General features: G+C 43.4%; 7 protein-coding genes and 1 pseudogene. 4 read left to right on the forward strand and 4 right to left on the reverse strand.

Features of this window, described 5'->3' with window-relative positions:
• Window positions 1–340: 340 nt before the first annotated feature.
• Window positions 341–1,639, reverse strand: a complete 1,299-nt coding sequence (locus tag VFDL14_RS13875; RefSeq protein ID WP_032550714.1) for a carbohydrate porin — start codon at window positions 1,637–1,639, stop codon at window positions 341–343.
• A 598-nt stretch (window positions 1,640–2,237) separates the two neighbouring features.
• On the opposite strand from VFDL14_RS13875, the gene VFDL14_RS13870 reads away from it, so the two are divergent.
• The 4 genes from VFDL14_RS13870 (at window position 2,238) to VFDL14_RS13860 (ending at window position 9,238) form a co-directional block, all read left to right on the forward strand.
• Entirely contained in the window at window positions 2,238–3,788 is a 1,551-nt protein-coding gene (locus VFDL14_RS13870) for a glycoside hydrolase family 16 protein (protein WP_032550865.1), read from the forward strand.
• 129 nt (window positions 3,789–3,917) lie between these two features.
• Window positions 3,918–6,026, forward strand: a complete 2,109-nt coding sequence (locus tag VFDL14_RS13865; RefSeq protein WP_032550715.1) for a hypothetical protein — start codon at window positions 3,918–3,920, stop codon at window positions 6,024–6,026.
• A 113-nt stretch (window positions 6,027–6,139) separates the two neighbouring features.
• Window positions 6,140–6,310, forward strand: coding sequence for a hypothetical protein (locus tag VFDL14_RS24530; RefSeq protein WP_160168787.1), 171 nt, complete (start codon window positions 6,140–6,142; stop codon window positions 6,308–6,310).
• Window positions 6,311–6,469: 159 nt separating this feature from the next.
• Window positions 6,470–9,238: a glycoside hydrolase family 3 protein gene (locus VFDL14_RS13860; RefSeq protein WP_050487384.1), complete on the forward strand. Its 2,769-nt coding sequence runs from the start codon at window positions 6,470–6,472 to the stop codon at window positions 9,236–9,238.
• A 424-nt stretch (window positions 9,239–9,662) separates the two neighbouring features.
• Here VFDL14_RS13860 and VFDL14_RS13855 read toward each other — a convergent pair whose 3' ends face one another.
• The 3 genes and pseudogenes from VFDL14_RS13855 to VFDL14_RS0123110 form a co-directional block, all read right to left on the reverse strand.
• Window positions 9,663–10,598, reverse strand: coding sequence for a glycoside hydrolase family 2 TIM barrel-domain containing protein (locus VFDL14_RS13855; RefSeq protein WP_032550716.1), 936 nt, complete (start codon window positions 10,596–10,598; stop codon window positions 9,663–9,665).
• Entirely contained in the window at window positions 10,591–11,475 is an 885-nt protein-coding gene (locus tag VFDL14_RS13850) for a glycosyl hydrolase family 17 protein (RefSeq protein WP_084181847.1), read from the reverse strand. The genes VFDL14_RS13855 and VFDL14_RS13850 overlap by 8 nt, the downstream gene beginning before the upstream one ends.
• Window positions 11,476–11,781: 306 nt before the next feature.
• A pseudogene (locus VFDL14_RS0123110) lies at window positions 11,782–12,816 on the reverse strand (glycoside hydrolase family 16 protein); the annotation flags it as partial.
• Window positions 12,817–12,926 lie beyond the last annotated feature (110 nt).

Raw genomic sequence — 12,926 nt, forward strand, 5'->3', positions numbered from 1 at the left:
TTAACGAGTTAGGGTGAGCATTTATTTACTACGATTGGTATAGCTACCTCGCCTCAAACTGACTTTGCATACTCAATCCCGACCAATCAGAACCAAAACTAAAACAGTTTGATCAAATCACCGTATACACTGTGACAACTCGTTAATATTATTGAGGTTAAGGTACCTTATTCACTTCAGTGTTTAAGGCAGTCATGCGGCTCCACAGAACAAAGATTCAGAGAGGGTTTGAGTAGGCTTCGATATAGATATCTAGCAATGCAGATTTGAAAGGCTGGGTATGACGATCAAAAAAGCAGCTCCCGAGAGAGCTGCTTAATTTGAAAAAGTGGCTTTTCTTTTACCAACTTGCTTCAGTTTGTATACCGATAATCAGGTCGTTCTTAGACTGTCCTTCATCAGGATCAGTCGTCCATGAATTCATAACGTAACTTGCTAGAAGTCTTACTTCTGGGTTCACTCCCGTCCAAGTAGGGAACATTAGTGTCGGTGCAATCGTAATCTTCGCTTGATCATACGAGTCACCATTCCAGTTGTTATAAACGTAACCGACTTCACCCTGAAGATACATCTTATCGTTAATACCAACTACAGGACGAACCATGGCTGAAGCCCAGTAGTCGTAGGTACCATCAGCATAATCGTTGTACTGGCCCTGGATTGATGGGAAGATACTAATACCGCTGTCAAACTTGTGCCCACCAAAAATTAATGCGCGGTATGAAGTATCATCATCTTCAAGATGAGTCATCAAAGAAATTGCATCGTTACCGACACCCCACTCAAATTCATGTTCACCATGGCGAAGTGCACCCGGCTTGTATGCGTTGTAGTCAGTAATGGTACCACCGAGCAATTGACCAGCACCTAAGCCTTTACCTGCCTGCAACACGATATTGGTATGCGAGCTACCATCACCTTGAAGTCCTAAGAAGTTAAAAAGCTTGTATCCAACTGTAAGGTCGTAACCAGTCTCAGTCCACTCTTTACCTGTTCGATCCCAGTTATCTGGCATAGATTTGAAAGTCGCAGAAACATCCCAAACACCATATTTTGCTGCAATATTCACCGCATGCATTTTATTGTTTAGGTTGTCAGAGTTTGGGTTTGTTGGATTATCTTCTAAGTCATAATCATCACGATAACTCGCAATGTAAGCAAAGTTCACGATCGCACTGCCGACCTTCATCGATTCAATACCAATACCGGTACCTGACATATCTGAATAGAAGAAATCTGTCATCCAGATATAGCGTTCCTTACCATAATCACGTTTACCCGCGAAAATAGTACCAGTATCAGTATATCCTTTGATCTCGATGAAGCCACTACCAGAACCTGCAGTCAGACCTTCAGAAACCCCTGTCCCAATTTTGAGTTCACGCCCGTCACCATATAGCCATCGATACCCAAGATCGATATTAGTTTGATTGTCGTATTCTAAGCCGAGGCGCCCAAGTGTTTCTTTTTGACCGATAAAGTCTGAATCTTTGAAATCGTTTTCTGCGCTAAATAGTACGCCTTGTCTGAAGTACCCGCCAAATTCAAAGCCTTCAGTATTTTCAGCAAATGCTGTAAATGAGCTGCTTACCCCTGTTAACGCAAGCATACATGCTAAATGTACTTGTGATTTTTTCATTGTCATCCCTACTGATATTTTATTGTAAACGCTTTCTATTGGCATCGACATTCTTCAAAGCGACACGTTAGGGCTTAAATACTAGTAACTAAAAACCCAATTTACCGTGATCAAACTCATAGTTAAGAAAGCGCTTTCAAAATATAGAAAATAATATGACATATAAAAGGAAAACAGGTTGCATATTAATTACCTTATGCCTACTACTATGTATATCTTGTAAGAGAAAAGAATAAGAAGATGCTCTCAGTAATCTTTCAGACATGAAAAAAAACGACCGTTTGAATTTATAAAACACGTAACCTTTTTAACCGGAAATAAAATAAACACAACAAAAACATAGAGTTAAACCAAAAACTCCTTGTTGAAATGATATTCTAAAAGATAATAAACCAAGCGAATAAATATGGGATTACTAGATTATTTTATATACTCAAATTTATTGATAAAAAACATAATATGAAATTCTACTGTTGCGCCACATCACAAATTAAGGATGGAAAAACCGCATTAGTTATTTATAAGTTGAAAGCGAATTTTGGAATGACTATAAAGAAAGGGCTTTCTTTTTCATTTTATGCAGGGATATCTTATGTTCATGAGCAAGCCAACGCCTTTGGCACTAATTATCAGTTCAGCAATACTCGCAGGGTGTTCCAGTTCTGAGTTTGTTGTACCAAAGCAGAACTTGTCTGATCCAGACATCAACAAAAGTAATGGTTGGGAATTAGTTTGGAGTGACGAATTCAGCGGTACAGAAATCGATAAATCCAAATGGTCACTCGAAGAAAACTGCTGGGGCGGCGGTAATAACGAACAACAGTGCTACACAGCAAGAGACAAAAATGCTTTTGTTGAAGGCGGTGTACTCTATATCGTTGCGCATAAAGAGAACTTTTTAGGTCCTAACAATGTCGATGGTGATTACGACGACCTAACAACCCTGCCCTATACATCCGCTCGTCTACGTTCTTTAGACAAAGGCGACTGGACTTATGGCCGCTTTGAAGTAAGAGCAAAAATGCCTGTAGGACAAGGAACATGGCCAGCTATTTGGATGCTACCTTCAGATTGGGTATATGGCACATGGGCAGCTTCTGGTGAGATTGATATTGTTGAGGCTGTTAACCTAAAGAGTAAATCTGACATTCATGGCGAGAAAAACGGTCAACCGGAAAATCGCACATACGGCACTCTACATTACGGTGGCACGTGGCCAAACAACAAACACTCCGGCCAGCCCTACTCTCTTCCAAACAATCAAAACCCTGGCGATGAGTTTTACACCTATTCATTAGAGTGGGAAAAAGACGAAATGCGCTGGTATGTGGATGATGTTCACTTTGCAACGCAAACTTCAGACGGTTGGTACAATATCTATACCAAAGATGGAGAGAAGATCATCGGTGTTGATGACGCACCTTTCGAGCAAAGATTCCACTTGCTACTTAACTTAGCCATTGGCGGATCTTGGGCAGGCAATACTAACGAAAAAGGTATCGATGCTTCGGTGTTCCCACAAGCACTAGAAGTTGATTACGTTCGCGTTTACCAATGTTCAAAAAACCCGACAACAGGGCAAGGCTGTGCAACTGTTTCCGACAGCGCCGTTCATGTGAAAGGCAATAAACCGCCAATTACCGTCGAGCTACCTAGCGACTATATTACTGGACAAACCATTAACGTCTTTGATGGTGAGCTTAGTCAGTACTTACAGCAAAATGAATATGACCCACAGGGCGTCATCATGGACTTTGCTTATGTAGACTCAGGTGATCGCGGCCAAGTAATGCAAATCTCTAAGACAGGTGAAACAGGTAATGTCTACTTCGCTACACCGGAATTAAACCTTACGTCATGGACCAAAGACGCGAAGCTTATTTTCGATATCAAAATGGAAGAAGTAACCAAAGGCGACACAATCAGCGTCAAAATTGACAGTGGCTGGCCAAACGTGAGTGACTTTCCAGTAACTATCCCTAAAGACAACCAATGGCATACCGTGACCATTAGCCTGAACGAGCTCGTGCAAAACGGTAACTCATTTGCTGCTGGCAAAGTCGATATGTCTAAAATCAAGAACCTACTTGTTCTTGATCCTCAAGGAGAAATGATTTTCCAACTGGATAATGTTCGATTCGAACGCTAAGAGATGGTTTCAGCTTTCAACTGAACGCTGCCCCCTACGCATTTAATTAGTTCTTATTATTATAAAAAAGAAAGTCGCATACATTTTTTTAAACCAATTTGTAAGCGCTTTCTTTGAATGGAGTCAACAATGAAACTATACCAATATGTAGCACCAACAATAGCAGCGCTAGCTATTGCTGGCTGTGGTGATGACCCTTTAAACGAAGTAACCACTCCACCTGTCGATCCACAGCCACCCGTTGTTGTTGGTGAAAGCATCTACATACTTCACTCATCAGAAGAAATAAACCATACATTCGAGTTTTGGGACACTTGGGGCAGCGGCAGTTCTTTCGCAACAGCACAAGACAGCCAATATGGCGAAATCTTAGTAATGCAACCAGGTACCAATTGGGGCGCACCGACTTCCAACATTGCTTGGGGCGTATCGGAAGGTAACGAAATTGATGCGTCTTACATCACGCATGCAAACTTCAAAGTAAGAACAACCGCCGCAGACAGTGTGGAAGTTGCAATTGTTACGCTCTCTGCCGAATACAAAGACAGCTATCAACTTTCAAGTGGAACGGCACTTTCTGATGGTTGGGTACAAATGCAAGTACCTGTCACACCTAGCACACAAACTTCTTGGTTCGCCCTTACTTTTGCTAACGCAGGTCAAGTCGAGTTAGCCGATGTTTATCTGAGCGAAGAAGTTGTCGTTCAGCCATCCACAGACGAGTTTGTTTTAATCACGTCAGGTAACGAAGGCTCTGACATTACATTTGGTGACGATACGGTACAAGAATGGAGTACAGGTACCGTGTTTAATGGTGAGGCTAACTATTTAGGTAAAAACGCTTGGAGCATCGCCTCAGGCCCTAAGTCTGCAGAAGATGGGAACTGGGGCGCGGTTCTTGTTTTTAACGGTGGCATCGAGCAAGACCTAAGCCGATTTACATACCTAGATGTTGATGTTGCTACGGAAGGCGGTTTCGAAAAATACGCTGTGACAATTGAAGCAAATGGTGTCAGCAAAGAACTTCTTCTGCCGGTTGACGATAGTATCAATGACCAATGGCAATCTATCAGACTTGATCTAAGCAAGTTTTCGTTAGAAACATCTAACGTCAGCTCGATCGCGATCATGGGTGTGGGCGGCACACCTGGCGTTTCAACTTTCTACGTTACAGATTATAAATTCGTAAAAACTCAAGAACCGGAAGTGGATGATACCCTAGAAAGTCCTTTTATCATTCTGCACTCAACCAGTGAAACTGGGCTTCAAGACGTGGCTTATGGTGAATGGAGCACGGGTACTGTCATTTCTTCTGGTTCATTTAATGATCTATCTACATGGATCCTTGAAGAGAACGGTAGCTGGGGCGCAGTGTTAGCAATGACAAACCAAAACAACACTGACGCTGCACCAGTGAATCTCGCTAACCTCGAAAACTACACTAACTTAAAGCTGAAAGTCGCTGCAGAAGGTGCTTTCGACCGATTTGAAGTGTTCTTAGGAACAAACGTTGATGGAAAAGCAAGCAGCTCCGTTATCCCGTTCGGACTTGAAGATCCAGCTCAGTGGAATGAGATTGACATCGACTTGAATGCATTCGGCCTCGCTCTGAGTGATATCAACCAAATCGCGGTCTACGGTGTTTACACGCCAAGCACGTCAGGACAAAAGCTATATGTCACTGACTTTGTCGCTTACGACACAGGTATCCACCCTACTCGTAACCACAATGATTATGGTGATGCCTTTACGATGATTTCATCAACGAGCTTGGATTCAGATCTAACGTATGATGACAGCGCGTATATCAATGTTGGTAATGCCAGCTTCAATGAATGGTCAACGAGTACAAGCTTTGATTTAGAGTCGAACTACCAAGGTAGTAATGCATGGGAAATGACCAAAGGAGACAGCTGGGGCGCTGTTGCTGCCTTTACGGGCGATGTTTATGGCGAAATCTCACCATTTGATTTTGATATGAACGAGTACAAAAACTTCAGCTTTAAAGTTGCCTCTGTAGGTTCATTATCCGACTTCAAAATCGCCTTCAATACAACAAAAGGGGCTGCATACGAGACTCTTCTAACACCAGTGGTGAGCAGTGACTGGACGACTTACTCGTTTGATATGTCGCAGTTGCCAATTGACCCTAACGAAATCATGCAGGTGGCTGTATTTGGTATCAATGGGGCATCTGGGGACAAATTCTACCTAACCGATATGCAATTTTCGAAATAGAGAGTGCTTCAGATAAGGCGTGAGAGTGAGCTAAACACTCACTCTCATTATTCAAATCGAATTGTACGGATAGTGGCCCAACATAAAGTCACTCACAATAAAAGGCGACGACTATGAGCTTTGATAACTACTGGAAAGATCTCTCAAAAAAATACGCCTATGCAAAATCTTTGGAAGATCTAGTTCGTTATAAAAGACGAGCATTGGTGGTGCCTGCAGGCCTACCATTTAAAGTAACCGCTGGTGTATTAACCGCACGTGATTACAACAAATATTATTTTTGAAAGAGAGCAAACATTCTCCCTCTTTCACATCTCACCAACTTTCATACCATTAATTAAGTCACTGACTTAGTTAATGGTTTTCAGATTATACCATCCCAGAAAATGCTGTATCGCCTTGCGATGTACAGGAGTTAAAACGTGTTTACTCATAAAAAATCGATGTTGAGCTTATGTATCTCTGTAAGTTTCATATTGGGCTGTCAGACAGCCGACCAAGTACCTAATTCTCCAACGAAGTCTAACTCACAAAATACTCTACCTTATCTGAGCGATTGGAAACCAATATCGAGTCAAATCTCAAAAGATCCCATGATTGAAACAGAGATCAAAAGAATTGTGTCTCTGATGACACTTGAAGAGAAGGTTGGACAAATGATTCAACCTGACCTTCGTGAAGTCACGCCAGCCGAAGCACGAGAATACAAGCTCGGTTCAATCTTAAATGGTGGAGGAGGCTTCCCAAACGACAACAAATACGCCACTGCAAAGGATTGGGCGAAAGAAGCTGATAAGTTTTGGTTAGCGCTTGAACAGGGTTATGAAGACAGAGGGTTTCGCATACCTTTTATGTGGGCAACAGATGCAGTTCATGGTCACAATAACGTATTTGGTGCGACCCTTTTTCCCCACAATATCGGTCTAGGGGCTGCACGTAATCCTGATCTAATCGAAAAAATAGGTGCAGCGACTGCCAGAGAAGTCGCCGCAACAGGCTTAGATTGGACGTTTGCTCCGACTGTTGCCACCCCAAGAGACTATCGTTGGGGGCGTGTATACGAGGGGTACTCAGAAGACCCAGAAGTTGTATATCAATATGCCTCGCGCATGGTGACAGGTATTCAAGGTGGGGAGAATGGTTTGAGGGGAGATACTCATGTGATCTCCAATGTAAAACACTGGATTGGGGATGGCGGTACACTCAATGGGATAGACCATGGTGAAAACCGCTATACAGAAGAGTACCTTCGTAATATTCATGCAATGGGTTATGTCGGCGGACTGGATGCCGGCGCACAAGTCGTGATGTCTTCATTCAACTCTTGGTGGAGTGCAAAAAACTATGACCCAATGAGTAGCGACAAAGCCGCAACATTCGATCATCCATACATGAACAACCAAAAAATTCATGGCTCTGAATACCTAATCACCGATGTGCTAAAAGGTAAGATGAACTTTGACGGTATCGTTGTTACTGACTGGAATGGACAAGGTGAGATTAACGGCTGTACTGCGGCCAATTGCCCACAAGCGGTTTTAGCTGGTAATGACGTTTTCATGATCACTGCTCGTGAAGACTGGCAAGCGTTCTACGAGAATGTTATCGAGCAAGTCAAATCAGGTGTCATTCCCATGTCTCGAATTGATGACGCCGTAACGAGAATCCTTCGCGTAAAAATGAGAGCCAATTTGTGGAATAAGCCTATGCCGTCATTACGCTCACTAGCAGGGAAACAGGAGATATTAAGTGCACCACAACATGTCGCCCTTGCTCGCCAAGCCGTTTCGGAATCACTCGTTCTCTTGAAAAACAATAACAATGTACTCCCACTCTCCTCGGGAAGTCGCTTTTTGGTTGTAGGCTCTGCAGCCAATGACATAACCAAGCAGACAGGAGGCTGGTCTCTGTCTTGGCAAGGAGATGGTAATTCGATCGAAAAAGACTTTCCTAACGCTCAGACGTTATTAATGGCAATGCAAGCAGAGGCTGGCATTGAAAATGTCGTTACAGATGTTTCAAAAGCAAGTCCTGAAGATACAACGGCTATTGTCGTCATTGGTGAAGACCCCTATGCCGAAATGTTTGGAGATATCAGTCGCACTCAAACGTTGGAGTTTGCCAAGCTAAAACCAGCCTATGCCAAAGACTTAGAAACCATTCGAACTCTAAAAAAGCGAGGGTACAAAGTCATCACAATCTTCTACTCTGGCCGCCCACTCTATGTCAATGAAGAGATTAACTTATCCGATGCGTTCGTTGCAGCTTGGCTTCCAGGTACAGAAGGGCTAGGTATCACCGACGTCCTGTTCGCGAAAAATGGGCAAGATTTCACAGGGAAACTCAGTTACTCATGGGGTGCGAAAAAGTGTTCTACAACGATCAATCGCCCTGCCCCAAACATCCCCAATTATCAGACTCCGGTTGATGGACTGAATGACCAACTGATCGAACAAGACATCACAGGTGAACACCAGCCTCTTTTCCCATATGGGTATGGGCTAAGTTATGGCAATGCGCAAACTATACCAGCGAGATATGAGGATCTGGATGCAATTCCACTCGATCCAAGAAATTATGGTTGCGGTATGTCAGAACCAGACAACGGTGTCGCACAGATACCGCTCGAAGTGTTCGGGAAAGAAGCCAAAGGCGAGTTTGTTACAAGAATATCGGGCGCGGCTAGCAAATGGGAGGCATCGGCGGTAACCAAAGGCACTACGTCTATTGGATCTCTGACAACCACAGGCATCAACTACAATGGGATGCAACAATCTGCACTCAATGTGAAGTTCTTTGGTTCCGAACGTTCATATCAGGATCAAGAAGCCGCGCAATTGTATATGCAGACTCCCGACAAAAAAGGAGCAGACTACAGCCGATATAGTAATGCGAATGCAACACTCGAATTCGATATTAGAATGGTCACTGAAGCACCGGAAAGCATGTCATTGGCAACGCATTGTGAATGGCCATGTAGCGGTAAGCTGAAGATCAACCGCGTATTGCCTGCCCCGTCAGAAGAGTGGACGACCATCAAGGTACCACTTCAGTGTTTTGAACAAGCCGGTATGTCATTTCAAAGGATGAGCACACCATTTTTAATGTTCAGTAAGCAAAGCGTAGAGTTTGACCTTGGTCGAGTTAGAATTGTGCCTCACTCAGAGGTACAGAACAAAGCGGTTGATTGCAGCTCCTTTGTCGATAACTAAGCTTAGAGAGCAACTTCCTATCAGTTCCATTTAGGTCATTGTCGGAGAAAACAACTCGGTGCTATCACTAGATGGCATCGAGTTTCTCTTATTGTGAGCGAGGGTATTCTGAAGAATGGTCTAAACAATTTTAACCTGCCATTCAAACGTCCCTTCTTCCGAGACTGAGATACGCTCCTGTTCCACTGATTCAATGCAAGAAACTATCGTGTCAACTCAATAAGAAAGAGCACTGGTTATACGCAGGAAATAGCAAAAATTGAGAGTAGTTTGGGGTTAAATGAAGCTGCTAAAAAGAGTCACAATTAGGCAATTTGCCTCGTACCTTAAGTTCAATATGAACAAGGGCGAACTTCTATACACTGAAGTTCGCCCTATTATTATGCTGGGTTGAATGGTGCTTGGGTATAGCGTATTCGTCAAATCAACGATTTGTTGACAGTAATGCCTTTACCGCTGGTTTTGCGGTTCTGGATTCATAGTAAATTCCCCAATGCTTTTCGGGCTCATCACTGTGCTCGGATCCCTTCCAGAACTCGTCAAATGCTTCAAATACAAATGTTAGTACCTGTTCATTTTCCGCCCAGTCGACCAACTGCTTTAGATATTCACATTGTAGCTCTTCAGAAGCATTGTGAACTTCAATTCCTCTGCCATTGGATTTAGTTGCCCAACCCGCTTCAGTAATTATCACGGGTTTGTCCGGATACTTACTGGCAACAGAAGTATAATTGCTGATGGTATAACTCATGGCACTTTCAAGACCATGGTATTCCCATACAGGGTAAGTATGAATAGAGACAAAATCGATGACCTCAACGAGTGGAGCAAGCTTGTTCCACCATGGCACATAGTTTTCACAGAAAGTAATAGGTTGAGATATCTTTTCTTTAAGAATCAGCGCGTAAGCGACAAGGCTTTCGACGCTAACCAAGTGATCTGTCCAATCGACACTGGCTTCATTGCCTATCGACACTGCGACTACGATGTCACTATAACGATTCGATAGTTCAACAGTACGTAGTAGCCCTCTGACATTGTAAGCCTTGTTTTCTGCCAGCTGCATGACAGAGTAATCGGCGCCCCAAGGGCAATTGGAATTGCTAAGCTCTGCTGCTAAGTCATTGCCCAGCAATACTTTTAGAGATAACTTTTCATCCTCAATCACTTTTAGAACACGTTCAGCATGAACGCTGCTGTCATACAGTCGAATGTAATCCCAATCGGACTCCAGGATGAGCAAGTCTTCTCTAATCTGCTCGTAACTAGGATAGTCACTGGTTACAGGGCTCTGTCCATTTCGATAGCCTGAATAACAAATGGCTTTACCATATGGAAGTGGTATCTGTTTACTAGGCATACTTTGGTCTTCCCTCTTCGCTCCATAACCCCCAACAGGCACCTACTCCGCCCTCTTTTTCAACTTTCCAAGCCTCATCAAAAGAAGAGAAGTAAAATAGGTCGATGTTTTCGTCTTCCGCCCATTGGTAAGCATTCAACACATATCGAATGGCATTTTCCCATGAAGGCACTGCTCCGTGTTCACTTGGTCCCTCATTCGGCCAACCAGTTTCACTCACAACAACCTTCTTACCTCCAGATACCTTAGAAACTCTTTGGTACATATCCTTCATGTACACCAATGAGTGCTCAATTGGTACGCCTTCCCAAAAAGGGTAGCAATTGGCAAAAACAACATCACAAGCATTGGTCACTTCTGGGCTTAGTTCAAATAGGTAGTACGCATCAACGTAACCCACATCAATATTCGGCAATGCTCTTTTGGCTCTCTCTATATATCCCACTAACAGCTCAGCAGATAACTCTCCACGCAACAACACTTCATTACCGACTCCCAGCATGTCAACGTAACCCGCCTCAGCAAGCTGTATTGCATTTTTTAGCTCGGCATCGTTCATCTCTAGATCGTCATCGAGCCAGACACCCACTAAGGTTTTTAACCCCATTTCGTGCGCGATCTTAGGAATTAATTCATTCCCATCGGTGCATGAAAAAGTACGTATCCACTTAACGTAGGGGCGAATAATCGAGAGACGCTCTCGAATTTGTTCTTCAGTCAGTAAGGAGCCAGGGCTCTGTCCGGGAACATAAGGACTAAACGATATACCATGGATTTTTCGGTTCAAAAGCTTACTGACCAGCTCTCTAAGTTCATCGGTACTGTATGAACTAATATCAAGTCCTGCCAAAGATGGTCCTTTCGCATATTTGTGCATATCAATCTCCTTTCTAATATTCCTAGTTATTTACAGTTGGAATCTGTACATAACGAATTCCAATATGAATATGTAGCCACAGTCTCATGCCTCACAAAAGAAAGCGCTTCCTTTGATGTTTACATATTTTCCTACCAGTGAAGCTTGTAACGAGACAACATCCGTCACGTCAACCAACGAAGTCGAGTACATTTTGCAACCAAGATTTGCGTGGAATGGCCTTTTGATTGACCTTTGCCATATAAAAAAATGGCGCAGATAGTCCTTAAGCTGCGCCATTTTATTCAAAAGATTAACTGCATGTTATGGAGCAGAATGTCCTGGTACTAGCACCGCATCTGGAGATACCGAAGCACAGCCTTGACCCGTCACAGTATCTGCCGAACATTCATAAACTCGAACATAATCCACAACGAGAGTTTGTGGTAATGCTGAATCATCGATGCCTTTGTCGTTGGTGTTTCCTGCCCATCCTCCGCCAACGGCCAGGTTAAGAAGCAAATGAAACCTTTGATTGTAAGGCGCATCTTCCTCACCAATTACTACTCCGCCATTTTCTGTATATTGGCTATACCACCCACTTGAACGTTGCGTGGCATAATGTACGCCATCTACATACCAACGAATTTCGTCTTTTTCCCACTCGAGTGCGTAAGTGTGGAAATCGTCTGCAGGGTTAACGTCGTCAGGCATGTAGTACTCTTGACCTGACTCGACATTATTAGGCCAAGCCGCACCGTAATGGAGCGTCCCGTATACTCTCCTTTCTGGAGTGCCGCTAAGCTGTCCACCAGCATCGGATGGTGCTTTTAAGTTAACTGCTTCCACAATATCAATTTCACCGGAAGCCGCCCATCCACCATAAACATAGTCAGTTGGTAGCATCCAGATTGCGGGCCAAGTACCTTGACCTGAAGGGAGCTTAGCTCGAATCTCAAAGCGACCGTACTTCCAATCGCCTTTGTTCATGGTTCTCAACCGTGCTGAGGTATAAGGTAGTGTAACCGTATTACTCCAATCTCCATCGGGGTTATTCGGCCCGGTAAACGTCTCTTGCTTGGCTAAAATGTACAGTTTACCGTCGTTTAGATATGAGTTATCCGGACGGTCGGTGTAACACTGCTGCTCACCATTGCCGCCTCCCCAACAGTTAACTTCGAAACCCCATTTAGTTGTATCGATCTCTGTGCCGGAAAACTCATCATTCCAAACCATTGTCCAACCACTCACATCAGGTGTTGATGGAGCGCTAGATGAGTCAGAACCACTATTACAACCTGAAATAAATGCACCACTCACCAGTGCCATTAAGGTGAACTTTTTAGTATTTGTATTCCACATATCACGCAACTTCATTTGTTATTTTGAAAGCGCTTTCAATCTACCATTTAGTTCGTCATTTATCATAAAAGGGGGGTTACTTTGTGATGACCTAACGTGACTAAAATCAC

The organism is Vibrio fortis, from assembly GCF_000695685.1.
GTDB classification, from domain to species: Bacteria; Pseudomonadota; Gammaproteobacteria; order Enterobacterales; family Vibrionaceae; genus Vibrio; species Vibrio fortis_A.